General features: G+C 68.2%; 18 protein-coding genes and 2 pseudogenes. 9 read left to right on the forward strand and 11 right to left on the reverse strand.

Annotation, left to right across the window (positions count from 1 at the left end; all coding sequences use genetic code 11):
* Positions 1–68 precede the first annotated feature (68 nt).
* Positions 69–550, forward strand: a pseudogene (locus ACIRA5_RS46340) (Sir2 family NAD-dependent protein deacetylase); the annotation flags it as partial.
* 84 nt (positions 551–634) lie between these two features.
* On the opposite strand, the gene ACIRA5_RS46345 reads toward ACIRA5_RS46340, so the two are convergent.
* The 3 genes from ACIRA5_RS46345 to ACIRA5_RS46355 form a co-directional block, all read right to left on the reverse strand.
* A complete protein-coding gene (locus ACIRA5_RS46345; protein WP_403702614.1) occupies positions 635–4,705 on the reverse strand; it encodes a beta-galactosidase in 4,071 nt (1,356 codons plus the stop codon).
* Positions 4,706–5,052: 347 nt separating this feature from the next.
* On the reverse strand, positions 5,053–5,874 hold the full coding sequence (locus ACIRA5_RS46350) for a recombinase family protein (protein ID WP_403702443.1): 822 nt from the start codon (positions 5,872–5,874) through the stop codon (positions 5,053–5,055).
* Positions 5,875–6,299: 425 nt separating this feature from the next.
* Positions 6,300–6,917, reverse strand: a complete 618-nt coding sequence (locus tag ACIRA5_RS46355; RefSeq protein WP_403702446.1) for a LysE family transporter — start codon at positions 6,915–6,917, stop codon at positions 6,300–6,302.
* 68 nt (positions 6,918–6,985) lie between these two features.
* On the opposite strand from ACIRA5_RS46355, the gene ACIRA5_RS46360 reads away from it, so the two are divergent.
* Positions 6,986–7,414 carry an Lrp/AsnC family transcriptional regulator gene (locus tag ACIRA5_RS46360; protein ID WP_403702449.1) on the forward strand — a complete coding sequence of 143 codons (429 nt, stop codon included), beginning with the start codon at positions 6,986–6,988 and terminating at the stop codon, positions 7,412–7,414.
* Positions 7,415–7,480: 66 nt separating this feature from the next.
* Here ACIRA5_RS46360 and ACIRA5_RS46365 read toward each other — a convergent pair.
* From ACIRA5_RS46365 to ACIRA5_RS46380, 4 genes and pseudogenes are all read right to left on the reverse strand, one after another.
* Positions 7,481–9,359 (reverse strand): annotated as a pseudogene (locus ACIRA5_RS46365) (Tn3 family transposase); the annotation flags it as partial.
* Positions 9,360–9,388: 29 nt separating this feature from the next.
* Positions 9,389–10,480: an integrase core domain-containing protein gene (locus ACIRA5_RS46370; RefSeq protein WP_403702452.1), complete on the reverse strand. Its 1,092-nt coding sequence runs from the start codon at positions 10,478–10,480 to the stop codon at positions 9,389–9,391.
* Positions 10,481–10,727: 247 nt separating this feature from the next.
* The gene (locus tag ACIRA5_RS46375) at positions 10,728–11,966 is read right to left on the reverse strand and encodes an IS701 family transposase (protein ID WP_403702617.1); all 1,239 of its coding nucleotides are present in this window, start codon (positions 11,964–11,966) and stop codon (positions 10,728–10,730) included.
* A gap of 262 nt (positions 11,967–12,228) precedes the next feature.
* Positions 12,229–12,759 carry a hypothetical protein gene (locus tag ACIRA5_RS46380; protein WP_403702455.1) on the reverse strand — a complete coding sequence of 177 codons (531 nt, stop codon included), beginning with the start codon at positions 12,757–12,759 and terminating at the stop codon, positions 12,229–12,231.
* A gap of 295 nt (positions 12,760–13,054) precedes the next feature.
* On the opposite strand from ACIRA5_RS46380, the gene ACIRA5_RS46385 reads away from it, so the two are divergent.
* Positions 13,055–14,290, forward strand: coding sequence for an IS701 family transposase (locus tag ACIRA5_RS46385; protein WP_403702620.1), 1,236 nt, complete (start codon positions 13,055–13,057; stop codon positions 14,288–14,290).
* Between the two features lie 312 nt (positions 14,291–14,602).
* On the opposite strand, the gene ACIRA5_RS46390 is transcribed toward ACIRA5_RS46385, so the two are convergent.
* Together ACIRA5_RS46390 and ACIRA5_RS46395 are read right to left on the reverse strand one after the other, a co-directional pair.
* Positions 14,603–15,361, reverse strand: coding sequence for an HAD-IB family hydrolase (locus ACIRA5_RS46390; RefSeq protein ID WP_403702457.1), 759 nt, complete (start codon positions 15,359–15,361; stop codon positions 14,603–14,605).
* The gene (locus ACIRA5_RS46395) at positions 15,358–16,449 is read right to left on the reverse strand and encodes an acyl-CoA dehydrogenase family protein (protein WP_403702460.1); all 1,092 of its coding nucleotides are present in this window, start codon (positions 16,447–16,449) and stop codon (positions 15,358–15,360) included. The genes ACIRA5_RS46390 and ACIRA5_RS46395 overlap by 4 nt, the downstream gene beginning before the upstream one ends.
* 140 nt (positions 16,450–16,589) lie before the next feature.
* Here ACIRA5_RS46395 and ACIRA5_RS46400 point away from each other — a divergent pair, with 140 nt between their 5' ends.
* The gene (locus tag ACIRA5_RS46400; protein ID WP_266651367.1) at positions 16,590–17,180 is read left to right on the forward strand and encodes a TetR/AcrR family transcriptional regulator; all 591 of its coding nucleotides are present in this window, start codon (positions 16,590–16,592) and stop codon (positions 17,178–17,180) included.
* 11 nt (positions 17,181–17,191) lie between these two features.
* On the opposite strand, the gene ACIRA5_RS46405 is transcribed toward ACIRA5_RS46400, so the two are convergent.
* Positions 17,192–17,965 carry an AfsA-related hotdog domain-containing protein gene (locus ACIRA5_RS46405; protein WP_403702463.1) on the reverse strand — a complete coding sequence of 258 codons (774 nt, stop codon included), beginning with the start codon at positions 17,963–17,965 and terminating at the stop codon, positions 17,192–17,194.
* Positions 17,966–18,337: 372 nt separating this feature from the next.
* Here ACIRA5_RS46405 and ACIRA5_RS46410 point away from each other — a divergent pair, with 372 nt between their 5' ends.
* Positions 18,338–18,988: a ScbR family autoregulator-binding transcription factor gene (locus tag ACIRA5_RS46410; RefSeq protein WP_403702466.1), complete on the forward strand. Its 651-nt coding sequence runs from the start codon at positions 18,338–18,340 to the stop codon at positions 18,986–18,988.
* Between the two features lie 256 nt (positions 18,989–19,244).
* On the opposite strand, the gene ACIRA5_RS46415 is transcribed toward ACIRA5_RS46410, so the two are convergent.
* Positions 19,245–20,255, reverse strand: a complete 1,011-nt coding sequence (locus ACIRA5_RS46415) for a ScbA/BarX family gamma-butyrolactone biosynthesis protein (RefSeq protein WP_403702470.1) — start codon at positions 20,253–20,255, stop codon at positions 19,245–19,247.
* A gap of 153 nt (positions 20,256–20,408) precedes the next feature.
* On the opposite strand from ACIRA5_RS46415, the gene ACIRA5_RS46420 reads away from it, so the two are divergent.
* The 4 genes from ACIRA5_RS46420 to ACIRA5_RS46435 all read left to right on the forward strand — a co-directional run bounded on the left by ACIRA5_RS46420 (position 20,409) and on the right by ACIRA5_RS46435 (position 24,821).
* Complete coding sequence (locus tag ACIRA5_RS46420; RefSeq protein ID WP_403702473.1) at positions 20,409–21,101, forward strand: ScbR family autoregulator-binding transcription factor; 693 nt, start codon at positions 20,409–20,411, stop codon at positions 21,099–21,101.
* A gap of 464 nt (positions 21,102–21,565) precedes the next feature.
* Positions 21,566–22,024 carry an acyl-CoA thioesterase gene (locus ACIRA5_RS46425; protein WP_403702476.1) on the forward strand — a complete coding sequence of 153 codons (459 nt, stop codon included), beginning with the start codon at positions 21,566–21,568 and terminating at the stop codon, positions 22,022–22,024.
* Positions 22,025–22,077: 53 nt separating this feature from the next.
* Positions 22,078–23,283 (forward strand): serine hydrolase domain-containing protein, encoded by a 1,206-nt coding sequence (locus tag ACIRA5_RS46430; RefSeq protein WP_099923619.1) that lies wholly within the window; start codon positions 22,078–22,080, stop codon positions 23,281–23,283.
* 113 nt (positions 23,284–23,396) lie between these two features.
* Complete coding sequence (locus ACIRA5_RS46435) at positions 23,397–24,821, forward strand: MFS transporter (protein WP_266651364.1); 1,425 nt, start codon at positions 23,397–23,399, stop codon at positions 24,819–24,821.
* Positions 24,822–24,824: the final 3 nt, after the last annotated feature.

The following is a 24,824-nucleotide window of genomic DNA, read 5'->3' on the forward strand; positions in this document are numbered from 1 at the left end:
ACCCCTTTCAAGGGGTGGAGGATGTCAAGCGCAGGTTCACCGTGTTACATCCACCGATGCCTTGCGGATCCGGAATCCCCGACTACCGAGGTCAGGGCGGAAGCCTGAGCCGGCACACGCCGATGCTCTACCAGGACTTCACTGGCAGCGCTCAGGCGCGGCGCCGGTACTGGGCGCGCAGTCACCTGGGCTGGCGTGCCTTCGGCCGCGCCCGCGCCAACGCGGGGCACCGTGCGGCGGCATCCTCAAACGGGACGTGGTGATCTTCGGTGAGGCGGTGGCGCCGCATCGGGTCGAGCAGTGCCGGGAGCTGGTCGGCGCGGCGGACTCGTTGCTCGTCCTCGGTTCCTCGCTGACGGTGGTGTCGGGGCCGCGGTTCGTGCGTCAGGCCGCGCAGGCGGACAAGCCCGTGCTGATCGTCAACCGGGACGTGACCCGTGGGGACCGGCACGCCGTCGCTCGGATCGAACTCCCGCTGGGAACGGCGCTCACCGCGGTGGCCGACCGGCTCGGTGTCTCCCTGGACGACGAGACGGCGCCTGCGGTCTGAGGTTCTGGTGGCGACGACCGCCCACCCCAGGGCGCGGATCAGCGGGGCCGCTTCCCGGGCACTCGCCCGGGAAGCGGCCCGATACTAGCCGCAGGTCAGTGTCGGCATCGCCCAGTCGCCGTGGTCGTTGCCGTTTCCGTCACCGGCGTCACCGACCCTGAGGTCGACCACCTGGGCGCCGCTGACGTCGACGTCGATCGGCACCGCTGCCTGTTTGCCGTGGATCGGCGGCGTGGTCACCAAGGTCCTGCCGTCGGCGATGACGGAGAAGGTCACCGTACCCGCACCACCTGTCTCGTCGTCGACACCCACGTCCGCCGTCAACCGAGAGCAGCTTCCGGCGAGATAGAGCTCGACGTCACTGACCGAGTTGGTGCCCAGACCCTTGGCATGGCTGACCCCGGCGACACTGATCGGACGGCCGTCCCCGGCCGCCTGCTCGCCGACGCTGCTGTCGCGCTCCACCGGTCCCCACCCGTTGGTGGACGACAAGAACGGCAGGTCGCTCACCGCGCTCTTGCCGGCGGGTGGGGCGGGCGGGATTCCGCCGATGACGCGCTTGTCATCGCCGGTGGCCTGTCGTCCGTTCTGCCGGTAGCGCACCGTCGCGGTGATCGCCGAGGCGGATGGCAGTGTCCCGGTCGGCGGCTGGACCTTCCAGGTGAAGGTGGCCGATCCGCCGGGTTGTACGCGCTTGACGGACATGGGGCCGGTGGGGCCGACGCTCCAGCCGTCGGGCGCGGAGAGCGAGGCCGTCAGCCGGGACGCGAACGGTCGGTCCTTCGGCACCCGCACCGTCGTCTCGGCCGTGAAGGCCTGGGCCGGCTGAGCGGTGTCGGGCACGTTCAGGGTGACATCCGCTCCGGGACGCTTCGGCATCGCGTACGTGCGTTGGTCGTAGCGGGGGCTGTCGTTCTGTGCGACGCGCAGGGACGAGGCGTAGCTGCCGTAGTTGGTGAGCGAGACCTTGCCCAGCCCGCCCGTGCTGCCGTCCAGGTTCCACACGGCGATGGCGATGCTGTTGCGGCCGTTCGGGTTCAGGATCCCGTCGGGGACCGGGAAAGTGTGCTGCGGGCCCAGGTAGTTGACGTAGTTGCCGACCTGCCAGCCGTTCACGAAGATCGTCGCACGGTACTTGCGTGACGGGTCGTCGGTGAACGTCAGCCCGAGCGAGGTGTCCTGGCCGTGCGGCAGGCCCAGACCGACATCGGTCCGGTACCACGAGACCCCGGGACGGGTGGCGGTCGTCGGCAGGGACACCCGGCTCCACTTGCCGTCCGGGTAGCCCGGCAGGGACCAGCCGGCCCGCTCGCCGTACAGGCCGCCGGTCGAGAGCGGGCCGCGCACGGTGTCCTGCGGGTCTTCGCCGCCGCGTACGCCCTGCAGCCGCCAGGTGACGGAGGTCAGCGGCGCTCCGACGAGGGAGGCGCTGGTCAGACCGCGTGCGGTCTTGTTGCCGTTGGTGGAGTTGTAATCCTCCTCGTGCCCCATGTTCACGGTGAGCACGGAGATGACGTTGTCGCCCTTCGGTTTCACCGCACCGGCCGGGAAGACGAAGTCGGTGCTGCCGGTGGTGGAGCTGCCCAGGAAGGTGCCGTTGAGCCAGGCGGAGAAGGCCTGCGCGTCTCCGCCCGAGTCCGAGACCAGGTGGATGCCAGTCTCCTTGCCGGTGGCACGGAAGCGGCCACGGTACCAGGTGTTGCCGGTGTGGAAGCCGTAGTCGTCCGCATAGAGCACGGGCAGCGAGTTGATGCCGGAGACACTGTTGGTGCTGGTCTTGTCGGCCACCTGCCAGCTCGAGTCGTCGAAGGCGGGGGCCGCTTCGGGGGACTCGTCGGCGTGCTTCCAGTTCGTCAGGGTCGGCAGGTGGACCGGGGCGGCCGTCGGGATCGTCCCGGTGAGGCTGTCCGTGTCGGTGGCCCGGCTCTTCAACGTCCCGCCGTTCCAGGTGACATGGCCGGCGGAGGTGAACACCTCGATGTTCTTGTCGTCGGCGTTGTCGCCGGTGAGCGCCACGGTACGGCCGCCGGCCAGGCTGGTCGCCGTACGCAGCAGGTGCGTGCCGCGTACGAGGAGCGGGCCGGTCGCCGTGTCCTGACGCCAGAAGGTCTTCGCCGTGGCCTTGTCGCCGGCGAGCAGCAGCAGGGGGCGCTGGCCGCCGCCGCTGATGTCGATGCGGATCAATCCGTTGTGCGCGTAGTTGAGCCGAAGGTCACCGGTGGCCGCGTCCCAGGTGGTCGTGACCGTGCCGCCGCTGCTGGTCACGGTGGGCCTGGAGGCGTAGCGCAGTACGGTCTCGCCGTCGCTGCCCGCGTCGCCGTAGAGCACGGCGACGTCCCGGTTCCCGATCGTCGCGTGGGTCATGATCTCCGACGTCGAGTACTGCAACTGCGCTTCGCCGAGGCGGTAGTTGGCCACGATCACGTGGGAGTCGCGTCCGTCGAGCGTGATCGCTGTGCCCGGCTGCTGGGGCACGACCGGGTAGGTCGGGGTCGCGGCAGCCGCCGTCCGTACGTCGATGGCGTCGATGGCCACGTAGTTGTCCGTGGACGACGAGCTGTGGCTGCCGTCGACGACGATCTTCAGTGTGTGTGCCCCGGGCGTCAGGCCGCTCTGCTGGAAGATGACGGCCTGGTTCTCTCCGCCGGAGTCGTCGACCGTCGCCACCTTGGTGCCGTCGAGATAGACGTCGGCGTAGCCGTGGTTGTTCGTCTTCGAGCCGATCCAACGGATGGCGGTGCCGTCGAAGGGAACGGTGAGCGAGTCGCCGGCCTTGTTGGAGAACGACTCGGTGTGCTTGTAGTCGCCGCCGGTGTAGCTCTGGTCGGCCACGTGCGACCACGAACCGGTGTACTGGAGCGCGGAGTCGGGGTCGTCCCAGGTGTAGGTGGTGTCCGCGGTCGGCTGGGCGATGAAGTCCAGCGAGATGTGGGTCTTGTCGACCGCCGTGGACGTGGAGTTCCCGTGCCGCAGGACGTGAAACTGCGTCTTGGTGTCGGGGTTCATCCGGGCGGTGTCGACGATCGCGGAGTCGTCCGGCGGTGAGGCCCTGATCGCCTCCGTCTTCGTCAACGGGGCGACCGCCTGCGTGAAGTACCCGATCAGCTTGTCCTCGTCGTACTTCGGATCGAGCTGCCGGTTCTCGCGGATCGCCGCCCCGTAGTCGTACGACGTGTAGTTCTCCGGCATGCCCAGCCAGCCCCAGTTGGTGCCGCCGTAGGTCATGTAGAAGCTCTGCGCGGTCGCGCCGACGGCTATGTTCTGCTTGTAGAACACGTTGGCGAACTGGTCGTTGATCAGCTGGGCGCACTTGTCGTAGCCCGGCCCGCCCCACGGGTCGAAGGCGCCGCCCTGGAACTCCGGCGAGTACAGGGGTTTTCCGGCCGGGTGGTCGTAGCTGATGTCGGGGACGCCGTTCCACTTCGAGGGGTTCGAGCAGTTGAAGCCCTGCGGGTAGGAGTCGGGTCCGTCGACGTCCAGGGCGCCGGTACCGGAGTTGAAGGTGCCGTTGTTGTTGCCGGTCAGCGGGACGGTGATGCCGTCGGCGCGGGCCTTGTCCTCCAGGTGCCGCATGTAGGAGCGGCCGGCGGCGGACCCGTTGTAGTACTCGTTCTCGACCTGGTAGGCGATGACCGACCCGGTGCCGTTGGTCAGTTGATGCCGGGTGATGATCCTGTCGATCTGGGTCAGCCACTCGTCCGCGTACTTCAGGAACTGCGGATCGTCGCTGCGGTTGTGTCCGGCCTTGGTGGTCATCCAGCCGGGCAGACCGCCGCCGTCGACCTCCGCGTTGATGTACGGCGCCGGGCGCGCGATCACGTACAGCCCGGCCTCCTGGGCCATGTCGAGCAGCTTGTCGACGTCACGCACTCCGCTGAAGTCGTACACACCCGGCTTGGGTGAGTGATATCCCCAGTCGAAATACAGGGAGGTGGAGTTGAAGCCGGCGGCCTTCATCTTCTGGAAGATGTCGCGCCACAGGTCCGGGCTGGGAAGCCGGAAGTAGTGGAACTCGCCGGACCACAAGTACGTGCGCTTGCCATCGACGAGGAACGAGTACCCGTCGAGACTCACCGTGTGCGTCTGCCCGCTCGCGGCAGGCGCGGCCACCGGTGCCGGCCCTCCTGCGTCCCGCGCCACGGCGGGCGCGGTCATGCCCGCGGCCAGCGCGAGGGTCGCGGCCGTCGAGAGCACCGCCCTCCACCACCGACGCCGACCGGGTCTCGCAGCCTCTGAACCCATCCGATTCCTCCGCACCGCGGCCTCCATACCGCCTGAGCAATCAGCATCAAACAGACTCAGGCAAAGTCGAACAGTAAGGGTGCGCAAGGCTCACCACAATGGGTCGGCAGAACACGGTCGAGACGGCTGAGGCGGTGTGAAAGCCGTGTACACGGCCGCCTGCTGACGAATCCGGCGTTGGGGGCCAACGGAACAGTCGGTATCGGTGAGAACGATCATGGTCGGTTAGCGCACCGGCTATCCGGCCGCTGCGGGCACGGTCACGCGGACTCGGCTGGCTCGGCCTCGGCGAACGCCCGGTACAGCGAGGCGACGGAGGGGTGCTTGTCCTTGTTCTTGCCGGTCTTGATGGTGAGTTTCTTCGCGATCTCGGGGACGGGGACGCCCTTGTCCTTCAGGGCGAGGGCGAAGGTGAGCATGTCGTCGTCGATGACCTTGGGCCGTCCTCCGTGGTTGCCCTTCTTCGCGGCGCTGACCTGGCCCTCCAGGGTCTTCTCGCGGATGTAGTTGCGCTCGATCTGCCCGGCGACGGCGAGCACGGCGAAGAACATGGCGCCCATGCCGTTGGGGTCGTGGATCCCGGTGAGCGGGCCGGTGAGGAGTTCGAGCTGGATGCCGCCGGACTGGAGCTCGCCGGACAGTGTCATCAGCTCGGCCGCGTTGCGCGCCAGGCGCTTGAGCTCGTGGACGGTGAAGATGACCGTCGCCTCCGGGGCGGCCTCCTTGAACTGGTGGGCCAGCTTGAGGGCGGCCTCCAGCTCGGGCCGCACCTTGATGCGGGTGCTGATCTGTTCGGAGAACACCTTGTGGCAGTCGGCTGCGGCGAGGGCTTCGAGCTGGCTCGCCAGCTCCTGCCGGGCGGTGGACGTCCTCGCGTACCCGATCCGGATCGGCTTCCCGTCGCGCTGCGCGGGCACCGCCGCGGGCACCGGTCCCTGCTTCCACGGCCGCCCCGGTCCCCGGCCGACGGGGACGAGGACTTCGAGTTCCTCGCGCAGCGCGGCGATGAGGACGAAGCGCGGGGTGTGGTACTTCGTCGCGGTCTTCCCGCCACGCGTGCGGCACGCGCTCCCGGCGGGCACTTCACACTTCGGGCAGTCGTTGCGTTCTACCGCATCTGCGGCTTGATCGGGCGTCAGATCCACGCGATCAGTGTGTCAGAAGTGTCTCGCAGAACGCCTGAGTTCTGAGAGGACTTCTGCGAACGGCGACCTGCGGAAACGTGATCGCTCCGAGGGGTCTCGCATAACTCGCAGAGATGACCATTTATACGGAGCTCCTGCTCGAATGCTCGCCACCCGCACGCACGGACAACGAGTGGACCATGATCTTTCTCGGCGCTACTACCTGTACCGGAGCCACCCAGCCCCGTGGTGGCGGGGCTGTCTCTCCGGCCGACCGAAGCCCGCCCCGGAGCGCCCAGAACCGGGCCCCGGGGCGGGCGGGAACCAAAGAAGGCCCTGCTCCAGCTGCCCCCCTGCAAGAGGCTGGGTTTTACTCCCGTGCGTCATCCGGGCCAGGCGAGGTGCAACGCAAAGACCCCGATCATGCCGTGGCCGAGGATATGGGTCCACATCCGGGCCCGGTGCGACAGGCGTGCGCCCACGAGAGCGCCCAGTGCGACGAGTATGAGCTGCCACAGCAGGGAGCCGGTGAAGACGCCGCCGAGGAAGGCACCCTGGCCGGCTGCGGCGCCGGGGGTATGGGGCCGAGCGGCGGCCAGAGCGGTGAAGTAGAGAGCCGTCAGCGGGTTGATCGCGGTAAGAGCCGCAAATCGGACAAAGGACCGCCGCAGGTCAGGGGCGGCTGCGGCCGGGGCGGACACCGGGGTAAAGGCCGCGTGCCGCAGAGCGAGCAAGCCGCGGATGGCGATCACCATGAGGATGGCCGCCGAGGCAAGACGCACCCACGTCTGGGCGGTGGCGGTGAGGAGTCCTTGAACCGTCGATCCGACGGTCACGGCCACTGCGGCGTAGGCCAGGTCGACGAGGGCAATAGCGCAGGCTGCCGCAGCGCCGGAACGCCAGTCCCGCATGCTGTGCTGGACCAGCAGCAGGCCGATCGCGCCGAGCGGCAGCGCGACGCCCAGGCCAGCCCCGACACCGGTCATCCATGTTTCGTTCATGCTGACAGTGTGGGAACGGTCGGAGGAAGCAGCGGGCTGCAACCGGCACGGGCAGCGATAATCACTGGATGGACACCATCGACCGCGAGATCCTCAGCACCTTGCAGGAGGATGCGCGGATCTCCTACAGGGATCTGGGGCGCCGGGTCGGGCTGAGCGCAAACGCGGCAGCTGACCGGGTCCGCAAGATGCGCCGCAGCGGAATCATCCGGGGATTCACCACCCTGGTCGACCAAGCGGCGCAGGGCAGCTCGGGCCTCGTGATCTTCATCGACGCCCGGCTGCGGCCGGATACCACCGACGAGCAGTTCGAGAAGGATGTCGTCCGGCTGCCCGGCATCACCGAGGTGATCCACGTCACCGGTGAGTACGACTACTTGCTGCGGGCTCGGGTGAGTGATGCGACGGGACTGGACGCACTGGTCCGAAGCCTCAAGCGGCAGGCCGGCGTGGCACACACCAATACCCGGCTCGCACTGCGGATCGTCCTGGAGTGACACCACTCGCCGGCTGTCGCTCAGTACGACACCGCGCTGGTGCTCGCCGGCGGACCAGGGCCCGCTTCAGTCCTCCGCGCCGTCGTCATCGTCGTCGAGGTCGGGAGCGTCCGCGTCGCGCAGCGGCCGAAGCGCCCCGGCCGACGGGGTGGAGGCCCGGAAGTTGTAGCGGCCCAGGCAGTTGAGGTTCTTGTGCTTGAGCGGGGAGAGCCGGGCGACGTCCTCGTCCCTGATGTCGTGGCCCTCGGCCCGCAGCTGGGCGACGGCGGCGTCGATGTACCGCGTCGTCCAGAGCACCACGGCGTTCAGGACCAGGCCGAGCGCGCCGAGCTGGTCCTCCATCCCGTCCCGGTACGCCTGGTGGATGGTGCCCTTCTTGCCGTGGCAGATGTCGCGGGCAGGCTTGTGGCGGGACTCCTGGACGGTGAGCTGCTTGTGCATCTGGCGCCGGTAGGTGTCGTCCATGGGGTCGACGACGGCCAGCAGATGGAGAGTCTTGGCGATCCCCCCGTACTCGACGAACGCGGCGCCCAGCGGGTTCGGGCGGTCCTCGCTGCCGAACATCCGCAGCAGGTCGTAGGCGCGGACCTGGTTGGTGACCAGGGAGCCGGCCACACGGAGCATGTCCGGCCAGTGCGTGATCACCTTCTTCACGTTGACCTTGTTTCGGGCGATCTCCTCCAGCGGCCCGTATCCGCCCATCGCCTCGGCGCCGGGCATCTGGGCCTTCCAGAACCGCTGATCGTTGAGGTCCTTGAAGCGCGGGGAGAAGCGGTAACCGAGCATCTTGAAGATGCCGAAGACCATGTCGGAGTAGGAGGCGTTGTCGGTGGCGACCATCTCCGGCTTCACCCCGCCGTCCAGGTTCAGCAGCGCGTCCAGGATGAACAGGGAGTCGCGCAGGGTACCCGGGACGACCATCTGCCCGATGCCGATGACCTGGTCATTGATCGCGTTGAGCCACGTGATGCCCTTCTTCTTCGCGAAGTACTTCGGCGAGGGGGCGGCGTTGATGGTGCGGATGGGGACGACGAAGCGCAGGCCGTCGACGGAGGCGAGCAGTCCCTTGCCCCAGAACTGGACGATCGGCACCTTCGCCTGGGCCTCGATCAGGGCGGCGTTCGCCGCGGCGATGGTGTCCGCGCGCAGGTAGTACTGGTCGACGTGGACGAGGCGGGAGCGGGTGAGGGCCTCGTAGTTCGGGCTGACGACCGGGGTCATGCCGATGTTGCACGCCTCACTCACCAGCAGCGCGACCATCGAGGTGGTGAGGTCGTTCATGCGGGTCTTGCCGTCGCCCAGGTGCACGAAGGCGTCCAGGAACCCCGTCCAGGCGTGCACCTCGAACAGCAGGTCCGGCAGGTCGATCTTCGGGAGCATCTTCTCGACCCGCTCACGCAGCCACTTCAGCGACGTCGGCTCGCCCAGCGCGTGGAGCTTCTCCACGTTCAACTTCGCCCGACCGTTCGACTGCACCTCGATGCTGATTTTCGCGTCCGCGCCGGCCTCCTCCAGGCGCTCGGCCATCTGCTTCCACGTCGCGTCCAGCACCGCGATCAGTTCCTCCAGGTGCTGCTCGGCGTCCTCGGTCAGGCTCAGCCCCGCCAGGACGTCCTCGCGCACCGCCTCCCAGCCCTTGCCCTGCAAGAGGCGGGCGCGCGGGTCGGACCAGCGGTGCGACCGCTTGGCGAAGATGTCGCGGCGCTTGAGGGCGCGGAAGAGCTGTTCCAGCACGCACAACGTACGCGTCGCGGTCCACCGCCCCCTGCGGCAGCTCGGCGTTCGCGTACACCGCCTTGCGCCAGTGCGGCGGCACCAGCTTGTCGTCGATCTCCCGTGGCAGCAGCGGCTTCTCCTCCACCCTGCGGCGCGACAGAGCGGGCAGCCTCTTCACACCGGTCAGGATGCGCTTGCCGCCGGTCGCCGCGTCCAGCGCCTTCGAGTCTGCGGGTGCCGAATAATCATCCGGCCTGGTCAAGCGGCATGTCGGTACTCGCGGAGGGTTCCACCGAGTCGGTCTCGTCGGCGGACCTCCAGGTCCCCGAGCTGTGGTGGGCCGTTGACCGGTTGGGGGAGCGGGCGGAGTGGTGCGGCTTGCTTGAGGGTCCGGTGCGGTCGGTGCTCGTTGTAATAGGTCTCGAACTCACGTAGTGCGTAGAGGAGGTGGCTCTGGTTCCAGATCAAGGTACGGTCCAGGAGCTCGCGTCGGCAGGTCTGTATCCAGCGCTCCATGAGGGAGTTCATCCGGGGCATCTGGATGCCTGTGGTGATCACCTTCAGGCAGGCGTCGGCCGCAAGGGCGTCGAAGGCGGTCGTGAACTTCGAGTCGCGGTCGCGGATCAGGAATCTGGCTTTGCTGCCGGCGTCCTCGAGGTCCATGAGGAGGTTACGCCCGAGCTGCACGATCCACTGCGCGGTCGGGTGGGCGGTGGCGCCCAGAACCCGGATGCGCCTTGTCGTGTGCTCGATGACGGCGAAGACGTACAGCCGCGCCCCGGCCAGGGTGCGGACCTCGAAGAGATCGCAGGCGAGCAGTGCGTCGGCCTGGCTACGCAGAAAGTCCGCCCAGGTCGTGCTCTGCCGTTCGGGCGCGGGCGGGATGCCGTGCTCCTTGAGGATCTCCCAGACGGTGGAGGCGGCGACCTGGATGCCCAGCGCCGCAAGCTCACCGTGGATCCGGCGGTACCCCCACGAGCTGTTCTCCCGGGCCAGGCGGAGCACCAGGGCGCGAATCGAGCGGACGGTCGGCGGGCGCCTGCGACGCTTCGGCGCGCAGGTCGCAGCATGGCTCCGCGTGAGCAGGCCGCGGTGCCAGCGCAAGATCGTCTCCGGGCGGACCAGCAGCAGGAGATGCCGCAGCTTCTCCCTCGGCAGGCGTCGGAGCAGGTCGGCCAGGATCACCCGGTCGGTGTCGGTGAACGTCGGCTTGCCGACCTGGCGTTGCAGGACTAGCAACTGGTGCCGCAGGGCGAGGATCTCGATGTCCTTGTCCCGGTCGCCCATCGGCAGCAGACGTAGCAAGGCGAAGGCGTTGGTGGCGGCGAGGTAGGCCATGCGCAGCAGCACGAGAGATCATGATGCCGTCCGCATTGGTCCGCGGGCAGACAATCAAAGGTCGGCGTGCGCGGCTAGCCGCTAGTACTCCAGCAGCACTTTGACGTTTTCCCTGTTCAGGGGCGGTCTGGGTGAGTGTAGGGGGTTGATGACCGGCCTGTGTTCTCTTTCCCGGGCCGCCCCTCGATCGTGTGCAGCCGCCGCTGATAGTGGCAGCCGCGGGCGACGGCTTGGCGTCGTCTGCGCCAGTGTGACCACCTCAGCGCGTGTGCGCTGATGAGGGGCTGGTGAACGGCGATGGGTGAGTGGCCAGTTGCCAAGAGCCGCCGAACTTCTGCCACGGTGAGGGGCGCGAGGCAGGAACCGTTTCTGCTGCCCCTTTTGCCGCGGCGTCGACGGCCATGACGGCCAGGAAGGCATGCGCCGGCATGGCCAGGGTGATGTGCCGCATCCAGCCGGTGTAGCGGCGGACTTCGTACTGGTCGAGGCCGCATTCGTTCTTCGCGGCCTGGAAGGCTTCCTCGATGGCCCAGCGCGTCCCGGCGACGCGGACCAGGTGCTCGATGGTGGTGCCGATCGGTGCGTAGGCGAGGTAGTAGGCGATCTCTTCGGGCTTGCTGATGCTGCGGCGGGCCAGTGCCCACCGCTGGTGGGTGGGCATCTCGTCGTCGAAGTCCTCGATGGGCGTGATCTGCAGGGCGGCCCAGTGATAGACGCGCGGGCCCTTGGCGCCGTCACCGCACGAATGTCTCTCCCACGCTTCGTCGGGTGCTTGGGAGAAGAGGTGGTCGATGCGTCCGAAGTGGGGCACCTGCTGGGACTTGGGAGCCGCGAGGACATACCCCAGGCCGGTCTCCTCCAGCATGTGGCGCAGCCGCCATTCCTGGCCGTAGGCCGAGTCCGCGGTCACCCATGCGATCGGCAGCGGCGAGGCGATCGCCCGCAGCACCATGGCCTTGGCCAGGTCGGGTTTGGTAGCGAAGGTCCACTCGTCTGGGATGTGGGCGGCGCGGCAGCGGACGCGGTCGTCGGTCCAGGACTTGGGCAGGTACAACTCCCGGTCCACCAGGGCGCGTCCTTGCGTGGTGGCGTAGGCGGCGAACACGCCGATCTGGCAGTTCTCGGTGCGGCCGGCGGTGCCGGAGTACTGGCGCTGCACGCCGGCCGAGGTGGTGCCTTTCTTGAGGAAGCCGGTGTCGTCGAGGATGAGGATCCCGTCGGGCTCGCCGAGTCGTTCGGCTACGTAGTGCTGGAGGTCGTCGCGGAGCTCATCGGCGTCCCAGCGGGCGCCGTTGAGGAGCCGCTGGAGGCGGTCGGGTGTGCGGTGTCCGGCGTATTCGGCCAGCTGCCAGCCGTTTTTGCGGCCGACCGGGCCCAGTAGTCCACGGATGTAGTCACGCATCCGGCGACGCGGCTCGATGCGCCTGAAGCGGTGGCCGGTACGCAGGAACAGTTCCTCGAGTTCGTCGTTCCAGATCTCAACTGCATGCTCGTCGATCACGCCGGGAGGCTGCCCGGACCGTTGTCACTATCAGCGGCGGCAGCACACGATCGAGGGGCGGCCCGGGAAAGAGAACACAGGCCGGTCATCAACCCCCTACACTCACCCAGACCGCCCCTGAACAGGGAAAACGTCAAAGTGCTGCTGGAGTACTAGTACTCCAGTTGTAGATCGCGATCTTGTGTCTTGTGGCGGCGACAATTGAGCGCGTGCCTCCCGGCGACGTGCGCGTCTCGACCTGGTCGGAGGCGCCGTAGCGTTACATGTTCTGGCATGCCTTGGCTTTGAAGTCCGCTATGGAGACGGTGATTGCGGATTCGTCGGCGTTGCCCGAGATGTCATCGTAGCGGACCTTTCCCGGGGTGAGTCGGTCCCGGTCGGCCAGGGTGAAGGAGATGCTGCTTCCTGACCACGAGTTGTCCTTGGTCCAGCCGTAGAGCGCGTAGCTGGTCTTGGCCGTGAGTGGAGCGAGGGATCTGGTTGTGGTCCAGCCGACGGCAGGGGAATCGAGGGTCCAGGTGGCGAGGCCCGGCGTGAGGGGGCGGTCGGCGGTCCATGAGCCGACCGTCACCTCCTTGTTGACGTCGTCGCTGTCCACGTAGAGGGTCGCGCCGTCGATGTGATGTCCGCAGACCATCATGACGCCGAGCAGATGCCCGTCTGCGGTCACGGAGAGACCGGCGACGGCATCGGGGGGAACGGTGCATCCTGAGGTTGCGGCCAGGGCCACGCCGACCACGACGGCGCCGACGAAGCGCCGGAACATTGGACGTGAAGTGGTCGACCGCATGCTTAGCCCCTGCCCGGGGTGCGCGTGGGGCCCCCTGCCCGGGATGGTAGGGGCGAGCGGCGTCTGGCCGCAGTGTCGCCATCCACCCGTTGCGCGCTCGTTGTTGCCTTGTAGTGGCCTGGCTGAGTCAGCCCGGTCACGGCACCGATGCCCGGCGCCTTCTGCTCATCGTTCGGCGGCATGCGAAACGGATGCGGTCACCGATGATCATCGGTGTGTGAAGACAGAAGATCAGGCGGTGGCCGCAGGTCACAGCATAGATCCAGCACGCTGGCAGGACATGTTCGAGGCTCTGATGGGCCGCATCGCGGGACGGTTCACCCGAGTGGAACCACGGCGGCGGGCGCGGGAGTTCGTGCTCGGGCTCTTGTCGGACCTGCCACGCAAGAATTGCTGGACGCTGGCAGAGCACGCAGGCGATGCCACCCCATACGGCCTGCAGCATCTGCTGTCGAGGGCGAAATGGGATGCCGATGCGGTCCGGGACGATCTGCGCAGCTTCGCCATCGAGCAACTGCATGATGAGGACGCGGTGCTGGTGATCGATGAGACCGGCGACCTGAAGAAGGGCACCGCCACGGTCGGCGTGCAGCGCCAATACACCGGCACTGCCGGGCGCATCGAGAACAGCCAGGTCGCCGTCTACCTCGCCTATTCCAGCCGGCGCGGGCACGCGGCCATCGACCGGGAACTGTACGTGCCGCGCTCGTGGATCACGGATGCGGCCCGCTGCCGGTTGGCTGGGATTCCCGAGGAGGTCGGCTTCGCCACGAAGCCCGCGCTTGCCCTCCGCATGATCGACCGGACCCTGGATGCCGGGATCCGTGCAGCCTGGGTGACCGCAGACGAGGTCTACGGAGGCAATCCGCAACTGCGCAGCGCGCTGGAATACCGCCAGGTCGGCTACGTCCTCGCGGTCGCCTGCGATCACCAGATCACCACCCGGGCGGGCAAGGTGCGGGCCGATGCACTGGCCAAGAAGCTGCCGAAACGGGCCTGGCAGAAGCTCTCCGCCGGCGCCGGCGCCAAAGGGTACCGCTACTACGACTGGGTCCTGGCTGACGTTGCCGACGACCAGCCCGGTCACCGCCATCTACTCGTTCGCCGCAACCGCAGCAGCGGCGAACTCGCCTTCTACCGCTGCTACTCGGCCCCCCCGGTGCCGCTGGCCACGCTGGTGCGGGTCGCCGGACGCAGGTGGACCGTCGAGGAGACGTTCCAGGCCGCCAAGAGCCTGGCCGGGCTGGACGAACACCAGGTCAGACGCTGGACCTCCTGGCACCGCTGGGTCACCCTCGCGATGCTCGCCCATGCCTTCCTGGCCGCAGCCACCGCAAACGAACACGACCATCACCCGGCCCCAGGCGAGCTGATTCCGTTGACCTGCAACGAGATCCAGCATCTGTTCGCCGCGCTGACCACCATCGTCCGCCCAGCCGCACATCACCTCGGCTGGTCCGTCTGGCGACGACGTCATCAAGCCCGGTCCTGGGCCTGCCACTATCAACGGCAAGCCGCCCTTCAGCGATGAAGATCATGATCTACAACTGGAGTACTAGGCGATCAAGGCCGGGACCTGGGCGGATGAATTATCGGCACCCGCAGGATCGGCGTCCACCGCCAACGACCCGCAGGAGACTGGTAGTTTGTAGGCCGTCCGGCCGGTGATAACCAAGCTGGCCGGGCCTACCGCCGGGCTGGCGGGATGTCAGGTCTGTGGAGCTGGCGTAAGACTGCTGGGCGTACCAACGTCCCTTGCCGTTAGTTCGGGGCAGCTGCTGTCTGAGAAGCAGAAAGCTCAACCCGCGAGGGGAGAATCCCCCTGTTTCAGCTGGGGGAGAAGTCAACATCCGTACAACACCATTCCTGGAAGCTGTCCTACAACCAACTCCCTTTCATGTTCAGGGCACAAGAGACGGGACACCCGGCAGCGGCGGGGCAGAAGGCGTAGCAGCTCCGGCGAGCCGCCGACGACCACCGGATGTCCGACCTCGGTGAGCATGGGCAGGTCGGTGACGTGGTCGCCGTAGCCGTAGCAGTCGGCGACGGCCACCTGCGGGTACCTGTCCAGCACTGCCCGTACGGCCTCCCGCTTGGCCGTTCCGATCATCGGCGGCCCCAGCAACTCCCCCGTGAACCGGCCACAGTGCGCCGCCGGCCGTGCGCAGACGACCTCGGCCGCGCCGATCGCCTCGGCGATCGGCTCCAGGACGGCCGGCAGAGAGCCGGAGACGAGAACCACCGCCGCGCCGTCGGCGAGATGGCAGCGCAGTGCCGCCAGTGTTTCGGTGCGGAAGAAGCCGCCCTCCCGAGCGCGCTCGGCGAACCACCGTCGACCCCAGGCGGTCACCTCGCTCACCAACTCCCCCTGCCAGGCCCGGAAGTAGGCCCGGTTGAGCAGCTCCCGCGGTTCGCCTGCGGCGGCTCGGGCCGCCAGCTCCGCGCGCAGCGCGGTCGCACCGGCGGTCGCGGTGGGGCCGTACCGCTGCTGCCGGTAGTAGACGAGGAAATCGAAGAGGCTCTTGCACGTGATCAGCGTCTCGTCGACGTCGCTGAAGACCAGGGTGTGCGGCCCCCGCAGGCCACGACCGGCAGTGCTCACCGGCCCAGCACCGTCTCGGCGTACTCGTGCGCGGCCGCTTCCAGGCGCAGCGCCCCGTGTGCCGCGGCCGTGTGCACATCGCGCCAGCAGCGCTGAAGTTCGCCGACGGCATCGTGGGCCTGGGCGCCGCCGCTCCGGAAGAGCCGCTCCACCGCGGCGGCCAGGAGGTCGACGACGAAGGCCACGTCGCGGCGGTTCTCCGCCACGGCGAGGGCGCCCTGCTCGGTGTCCGCCCGGTGCGCGGCCCGTTCCAGCAGCAGCCCCGCGGCGTCGATCTCGGCGGAGGAGCGGGCGAGCACCTCCCGCGCCGAGCTCCCCGGCCCCTCGAGCCGCTCGGCCGCCCGGGCCGTCCAGGCGCGCAGCGCGAGGCGGGCCGCGCCGAGCGCCGGCGCGGCGAGGATCACGGGGCCGCCGAGGTGGGCGGGGACCGTGTGACAACGGGCCCGCCCCGGGCCGGGGGTGCCGCGCAGCATCTCCGTCAGCGGGAAGGCGCGGTGGCGAGGGACCTCCAGTGGGGCCACCGTCACCGAGTGGCTGCCGGTGCCGCGCAGGCCGGTGCTGTTCCAGGTGTCGAGCACGGTCACCGCCTCCGCGGGTACGGCGAGGACGAGAGGGCCGGTCCCGGGCTCGCCCTCGGGTTCGGGCACGGCCAGCAGCAGCCAGTCGGCGTCTGTCACGCCACTGACGCACCGCCACTCACCCTGCAGCAGCCAGCCGTCGGGGGTGGGCACAGCCGCTCCGGAGGGGGGCACCACGGCTGCCGAGATGCGCACATCGGGCGACGTTCCCCACAGGTCCCGTCGCCCCTCGGGCGGCAGGTAGGCGGCGAACCGTCCGTGCGCGGCCCACAGCCCTGCGCACCAGGCGGTGGAGGCACACTGCTCGGCGAGTTCGGCGGTTCTCAGCAGCAGTTCGGTGAAGGTTCCCTCGTGGCCGCCCCAGGCTGCGGGGACGAAGTGCCGGGGAAAACCCGCTTCGGTCAGGGCCGACACGGTCTCCGGGTGCAGGCGGCGGCTCTCGTCGGCCTCGGCGGCGTGGTCGCGTACCGACCACGAGGAGGCGGGGGCGACGGGTGCGGTCGTGTTCACAGCTCGGCTCCTGGGATGGAGTGGATGGAGAGTGGACGGAGATCGGGGACTAGCAGGGCGATCGACGGGTTTCAAAAATTCCTGCAAGAAGGTATTTTTGCTGTTGATCGGGGGCGCCAGTCGGAGAAAGGGGCTACGTCATGCCCAAGCAGGAGCGTTCCCGCCGGACCTATGAGCTGGTGCTCGACGCTGCGGCCGCGGAATTTGTGCGTTTCGGCTACTCCGATGCCAGCCTGGGTCAGGTCGTCGAGCGGACCGGCCTGACGAAGGGCGCCCTCTACGGGCACTTCTCGTCGAAGCAGGACCTCGCCGCGGCGCTGCGGCGCCACCTGGAGGCGGTGGTCGAGGAGTTGCTCGGCGATATCGGCCAAAGACAGGGCCAGGGATTCGCCGAACTCGGGGAGTTCATCTGCTCCGTGGCCGAACGCATCTCGGCGGATGTGCGCCTGCAGGCCGCACTGCGCCTCGCCGACGAGGAGTTCCGGGCCGGCGGCAAGCCCTCGGTGCTGCTGGCGAGCGTCCAGGAGATGTCCCGCAAGCTGCTCCGGGAGACAAAGGCCGCAGGCCGGCTAGATGTCGCGCTGCCCCTCGATGCGTTCGCCGACCTGACGGTGGCCCTGCTCTTCGGTGCCTACCACGCGTCGGGCGAGCTCAGCGGGGAGGAACTTCCGCAGCGCGTACGGAACATGTGGAGTGTCCTGGCGAAGCTCGCCACCAAAGGGGCGGGATGAGGCCCCGGCGGTCAGGCGGCGTGGGAAAGGCCGTCCGGTTGGTCACTCCGGTCGCTCCAGGTCATGGCGACCGTGGTGACGACCGTGCCGCCCTGGGCGATGTCCAGGAGCAGCCGGGAGGCCGCTCCGTGCGGCTGCTGCTCGCGGACGACCAGGTCGATGGGCCGATCGAGTTCGGCGAAGGCGAGGCAGTCGGCCCGCAGCCCGGTCAGAACCCGCGGTGCGCCGCCGTTCCCGGGCCGGTCCTCGGCGGTGAGCATGTGGCCTAGTTGGCGGGCGCCCTCCAGCTGGGCCATCAGCGGCATGTGGTCGACAGGGTGGTCGAAGAGGACTGCGTGGTCGAGGCCGGCCCGCATCCGCCAGCCGCGGGAGGAGCGTTCGAGGACGCTGTCCTTGGCGCGCAGCCGGCCCACCCGCTGGGCCGGCACCCGCTCGCCGAGCGGGCGGGCCGCTTCCTCCGGGGCGGTCACGGAGGGGGCACCGCGGTGGCGGAGCAACTGGTAGCGCCGCTCGTCCACGGCGGCGAAGCGGAGGCTGCCCCGGCCGAACTCGCGGCCCTCGATGCTGAGGGCGACGTCCAGCCGTACCTCCGACCGCCGGGGCCGCTCCTCCGAGCGGTGCCAGGCGGCATCCAGGATGACGGGCAGCGGGGTGCGGCCGATGCGCAGCGCGGTGTGGTCGGTGACCTCGAAGGAGAAGCCGAAGCCGATGAAGCGGTGGCCGAGCGGGACGCCGTACCAGCGGTGCGCGAGGTAGAGCGAGGCCTGTCGCAGAGTTTCGGCCACCAGCAGCGGATCGCTGAAGCCGAGGCGGTCCGGGTGGTAGCGAGTGGTTGCGCGGCCACTGGGCGGCGACCAGGAAGCGGTCGTCCCCGACGGGCAGGGCATCGGTCACGAAGACCTCCGCCATGGCCGCCCGGTGGACGAGATGGCGCGGAATGGGTTGCAGGAAGGTCAGTTCGGGCTTGAGAGTCGGCAGCGCAGCATGAATCTGCATGGTTCCCCCTATGGTGACAAGCGCGCAGGCTTACGAATCGGTGTTCGAGAGCAAGCGGTGCTGGCGCAAAAATATACCTCCTGGAAGGTATGATGCAAAGGGGGTTCCAGGGAACGGTCACATACGAGACTTTCCACGCGAAGAGGACATGGAGGGCCAAGGTGACGAGGGAAACCGAATCGCGCCCGGTGCGTACGCGCCGTGCCGCGACCAACGCCAAGGGCGAGCCGCTGAAGCAGGACCGCGCGGCCCGCACCAGGGAGAGCGTCCTGGAAGCCGCTGCGGAGGCCTTTGCCGCAAAGGGCTTTCCGGAGGTCACCGTCCTCGACGTCGCCGAACGAGCCGGCCTGACCAAGGGAGCGGTCTACTTCCACTTCGCCAACAAGGACGCGCTCGCCGTCGCGGTCGCCCAGGAGTTCTACGGCCGGGTCGGCGAGGTGACGGAGGCTCTGCGCCGCGAGAACCGCACGCCGCTGGACCGGGCGATCGAGTTCGTGCGCCGCAACGCCGTACTCTTCCGCGACGACCCGGTCATCCAGGCCGGGGCGCGGCTGCAGATCGAGCGTCGCTACATCGACTCCTCGCTGCCCACGCCCTACGTGGGGGCGCTCGAGGCGCTCACCGAGTTTCTCACCGGCGCCGAGGAGGAGGACCAGCTGAGCCCGGGTGCCGATCCCGAGGTGCTGGCCCGGGTGCTGCTGTCCGCGTTCTTCGGCGCACAGCACATGTCCTGGGTGCTCAACGACCGCAAGGATCTGGTGGAGCGGGCCGAGGAAACCCTGCAGTGCCTCTTCCCCGGGCACCGCTCCTGACGACTTGAGCACTGCTCCTGGCCATGGGCCGCGGGTGCTCCGCGAGCACCCGCGGCGACCCCGACAGCGGACGGGCAGCGGCGATCCGGGCCCAGTTCTCGGTCGGCACCGTTCGCCGGCCGGCCCTCGTCCGGAAGGGTGGGAGGCGAGCCCGCGGTGCACCGCGAACAACATGGCGCACCATAGGCACGTCTCGCCTACCGGCACCGATGCGGTGGGCGGAGGGAGAAGGTGCCTGCCGGTCCGGTGACGTCTCTCAAGCCGCCGCCTCACGGCGCGTCAGGCCCTGCGGCACGTGGTACGCGATGTGTGCGGAGACCAGGGTGGTGTCTCCCTGTACGGCGGTGACCTCCGCACTCCGCGGTCCGGCCGCCCGGCCGGCCCCGGGCCGCACGGTGATGCGCACCGGCGCGTCCAGCTCCCCGAACGTCTTGAAGACCGCGGTGACACGCGTGAGGGTGGGCCGTGACGGAGCGCCCAAGGCGGCCACGGCCTGTCGGAACGCCTCCAGGAGCACCATGCCCGGTACGTGGTCGGACGGGTGGTCGAAAAGCACCGGATGACCGAGGTTCATGTCCAGCCAGAACGCGCCGCGGGGACCCCCGGGGTCCCGGGCGAGCAGCACATGGTCGTCGTGCCCGTATCCCACCTGACGGGGGTCGAGCCGCCGGAGCCCCTCGGGGAGCACTTCGGCCGGCCGGGCTTCCGCCTGTTGCCTCGTGCGGTTGCGGGCCATCGCGTAGAGCCTGGAGTCCAGCACCTCCCAGTGCATGCGGACCCGGCCGATGCGGGCGCCGTCGACCGATGCCACGGCTTCGAGGGTCATGCCAAGGCGGCGCGGAGTCCTTGCCGTCCGCGTGCACGCGACGTCGAGGACGACAGGGACCGGGCCCTCGTGGCAGGCCGTCGATCCACTGCCCTGCAGATCGAACTCGAGCTCGTTGAGGACGAACGGATGCCCCTGCGGTATGCCGTAGAAGCGGTGCGAGACATGGATGAGCGCCTGGCGGACCGTCTCCACCAGCAGCAGCGGATCGGTCCGGCTGCTGTTCCCGTCGTGATGGAGGAACCCGTCGCGGCGCCACTGGGCGGCCACCGTGAAAAGGTCTTCCTCCGTCCGGCGGGCGTCGGTGAGGAAGACCTCCGCCGCGGAGGCCTTGTGGACGGCGCCGGGCGGCAGTTGACGGCTGAACGAGAGTCTGCGGCCAGGTCCCGTCGGCGTTGTCCGTCGTGCCGGAAGGTACCTTGGCGATGCGCTGATGGACATGCGAAAACCACTCCCCCTTGCGTGATGTCCCCAAGACGCGGTCACCCCGTGCCGCATGGGGCAGGCCGGGCGACCGCTGATCACGACCGAGAAAATATACCTCTGCGAAGGTATATTGCTAGGGGTTTCAAGCGACGAGTGAAGGAAGCGACCGTGAGCCAGAGGCAGGACAGCAACCGGGGGCCACTGTGGCCGGCGCCGAAGACGGCAGGCTCCTCCGTCACCCTCGGGCCGGACCCTCGGCAGGAGCGCGCGGTGCGCACCAGGGCGGAGATCCTGCGCTGCGCGGCGCAGCTCTTCGCGGAGCGCGGCTACCAGCAGACGGGCATCAAGGACGTGGCGGAGAAGGTCGGGATGACCAAGGGGGCGGTCTACTTCCACTTCCCCAACAAGCAGTCCCTGGCCGTTGCCGTCGTGGAGGCGCTGTACTCCAGCTGGCCTCTGGCACTGGAGGCGGTGAGGGCCAAGGGGCTCTCGCCGCTGGACACGGTGATCGAGATGTTCAACGAGGCCACGGCGGCGTTCCTGAACGACCCGGTCATGCAGGCCGGCACCCGGCTGCAGAACGAGCGGGACGTCATCGACGTCGAGCTGCCGCTGCCCTACGTGGACTGGACGAACCTGATCTCGATGCTCCTGCGCGAAGCCCGGGAGCAGGGCCAGCTGGCGGAGCACGTGGACCCTGACGTGGCCGCCCGGGTGGCGGTCGCGGCGTTCTTCGGCGCCCAGCACATCTCCAACAACCTCCACGAGCGGGCCGACTTCGCCGAACGCTGGCGGGAGGTGCGGGACCTGCTGTTCCCCGCGCTGCGCGCCCGGCCGCGGCCCGCCTCCGACCAGCGCTGACCCTCCGGACACCCGGCGCGCCGAGGGCGGCGCGCCGGCCGGGGTGCCCGCCCGCATACCTGCCGAGACGCTCGCCCGCCTCGGCGCCGCAGCGCTGCAACCAGGTGAACCACCCGTGACTCGACGACTTTTGACGCAGCGCCAGGCCTCCTCTCAGAAAAATACCTTCTCAAAGGTATGCTTCGTGTGTCAGGATCAATCCAGGCGCTCGACAGGGGCCAGCCTGAGAGCCACCCGAGGTCTGTGCAGAGGTGTGTGCCGATCCGCTTCGGCCCGTCTCAACGAGGAGACGGCGCGGCAGAGCGACCGAACAGGACCCCCTCGACGATTCGAAAGTCCACCCATCTCGAACCCTCCTGACCACGAACCGCCTGCAGCAATTCGCGCACCAGGCAGATTGCTGAGCGCAGACGGCCATGCCGAGACGAGGTCTATCGATGAGCAGTCACTCATCCGTGAAATCCGTGAAACTGGACAGCCCGAAGGTCACGACGCAGCATTCCGGCCCCACGGAGAATCGCACGGGTCCGGCATCGGTCGAGATCTCGTTGAGGTGGGGCGACGTGGATTCGTACGGTCACGTGAACAACTGCGAGATCGTGCGAATCATCGAAGAAGCACGCATGAGATGGCTCATGTCGACCGGGGCCTTCGACGGTGAGACCGCGGTGGTCGCCGCGCACGAGATCGGATATCTGCGACCGCTCGAGTACTCGCTGGACCCGGTCAGCGTCGAGGTGTGGACATCGAATATCAGACGGTCCAGTTTCGAGTTCAACTTCCGAATACTCGACGACTTGAAACAGGTGAGCGTCAAGGCGGTGAGCCGGATGGTGATGTTCGACCTCACCAAACAGGAGAGCTACCTCATCCGCCCACCTCTGCGAAAGCATCTCGACGATTTCTGCGGGGATCGCCTGTAACCCTGCTCGCCTCCAGGAACCCGTAGGCCAATTCATTACGACAGGAGTTTTCAATGCAGCTCGACGCGGATCGACTGTCCGCCCTCGGTGAGTACTTCGACCGGCAGGTCGACGACGGGAAGATGCCGGGTTGGTCGTGCCTGGTCTCCCAGCACGGGGAGGTCAGGTACGCGGCGGCCGGCGGCATGGCCAACATCGCCGACAGCAGCCCGATGAAGACGGACAGCGTCTTCCGGGCGTGGTCGCTGAGCAAGGCGATGACCTCGGTGGCCTTCATGACGCTCGTCGAGAAGGGCCTGGTCGGGCTGAACGACCCGGTCTCCGACTACCTCCCGTCCTACGCGGACCTGCGCGTCTACCGCTCCGGAATGGCCGAAGCCCCCATCACCGAGGGCCTGTTGGAGCCCATGCGGATCTGGCATCTGCTGACCCACACCTCGGGTCTGGGATACGGCTCCCACCAGTCCCATGCGGTGGACACGATGTATTCGGGCGCCGGCTACGCGCTGGGCGTCCCGGCCGGTGTCGGCCTCGCCGGGGCAACGGAGGCCTGGGGGTCGTTCCCCCTGCGGTTCCAGCCGGGTTCGGCCTGGAACTACGGGGTCAGCACGGACGTCCTGGGACGGATCATCGAGGTGATCTCGGGGAAGCGCCTCGACGCCTATATGAGGGAGTCCCTCTTCGAGCCGCTGGATCTAAAGGACACCGCGTTCCATGTGGATCCGAACCAAGCGCACCGCTATGCGGAGATCTACACCCCCGCGGGCGAGAGCGGCGGACTGAACCCGCTCGGACTTCCCGTCGACACCGAGGTCCCGGTCTTCCTCTCGGGCGGGGGCGGCATCTACACCTCGGCAGAGGATTACATCAAGTTCCTCGGCATGCTCGTGAACGGCGGCCGAATCGGGTCCACGTCCGAATTCGTGATCTCGCCCATGACCGTCGAGTCGATGCGCAGCAATCACCTGCCGGGCAACGTCACGCTGGGATCGGGTTACGGCCACTGGCCCGTGCCCGCCATCAACGAGGTGATGAAGTCCGTCGGCTTCGGGCTCGGCTTCATGACCATGCTGTCGCCCGGAGACAGCCACATTCTGACGCGCGCGGGCGAGTATGCGTGGCTGTCGGCAAGCAGCACCAACTTCTTTGTCGACCCGTCGTCGGGCGTGGCCGCGCTCATCGTCCCGCAGCTCTTCCCGTCGCGCACCCTCCCCATCATGAACCGGCTGCGCCAATTTGTTTACCAGTCGTACCGGTGACGGTCCGAAAGCCGCTGCCGCCCGGCAGCGGAGCCCCTGAGAAACCGCAATCCCCCCAAGTAACCCCAATCCCCCCTCAGTAACCGCAATCAAGAAAGGCTGGGGAAATTCCCTTGTCGAATGTAGCCACCAAAGCGCCGCCGAGCCCCGTGCGCTCGGCATTCAGCTCGCTCGGACAGGCGACATTGCTGATCGCCGCGGCGTTGACGACGGTCGACGCCTTCATCGTCAACGTGGCCCTGCCCTCGATCCAGGATTCCTTCGGCGTCTCCGCGTCGACGTCGCAGTTCGTGGTGAGCTGCTACGGCATCACCTACGCCGTCCTGCTGGTGCTGGGCGGCAGGTTCGGTGACCGATTCGGGCGCCGCCGGCTCATCCAGATCGGCATCGCCGGATTCACGATCGCCTCGCTGATCTGCGGATTCGCGCCGAACATCGAGATGCTGGTCGCTGCTCGCGTCCTGCAGGGAGCGGCCGCGGCGCTGCTGCTGCCACAGGTGCTGTCCACGATCCAGGCCGCCTTGGAGGAGCCTGCCAAGACGCGTGCCATCAGCTACTACGGCGCGATCGGCGGGCTGTCGGCGGCAGTCGGACAGCTCCTCGGCGGCATGTTCGTGTGGGCGAACATCGCCGACCTCGGATGGCGGCCGATCTTCCTGGTGAACGTACCGCTGGGCCTTCTGGCCATGATCGGCACGCGGCTCTGGGTGCCCGAGACCAAGGCGACCCAGCCGCAGGGAGCGGACCTCGGCGGCACCGCGCTGTTCGGCACCGCCGTCCTCGCCCTGCTGATTCCGCTGAGCGTCGGACGGCAGACGCACTGGCCGCTGTGGACCTGGGCGCTGTTCGTGGTCTCCGCCGTGGTCGCCGTCGTGCTGTGGCGCTACGAGCGCAAGGTGGAGACCTCGGGTGTCGTCCCGCTGATCGCTCCCTCGTTGCTCACGAAGGGCATCATGCAGCGCGGTCTGCTCGTACTGGGCAGCGGCTTCCTCGCCTTCGGCGGCTTCATCTTCGTCTTCGCGCTGGCCGTCCAGGGCGGCAACGGGATGAGCGCCTTCGAATCCGGCCTGTCCATGGCACCGATGGCGGTCGGTCAGTTCCTCGCGGCCCTGCGGGCGCCGAAGCTGATCGGCAACGTCGGGGTGCGCACCCTCCAGATCGGTGGTGTCCTGCAGGCGGCCGGTCTGGTCGGCCTGATCGTGCCTGCCCTGCTGTGGTGGCCGCACCTGCACTTCTACCACCTCATGGTCGGCATGTTCCTGATCGGTGCCGGCAACGGGCTGTTCGTCCCGACGGTCTACCGCACCGTGCTGTCCTCGATTCCGCCGAACCAGATCGGCGCCGGCAGCGGCATCGTGACGACGACTCAGCAGACCACGCTCGCACTCGGCGTCGCACTGCTGGGCGCGGTCTTCGTCGGGGTCTCCGGCCACAGCCACATGCGCCTCGGCTTCATCGTCGTAGCGGCGGTCTTCCTGGCCGTGGCGGCCATGTTCGCGCTGTTCGGCAAGTTCATGCAGGAGAAGAGCACCCAGTGAACG

The organism is Streptomyces sp. NPDC096311, from assembly GCF_044763085.1.
Classification (GTDB): Bacteria; Actinomycetota; Actinomycetes; order Streptomycetales; family Streptomycetaceae; genus Streptomyces.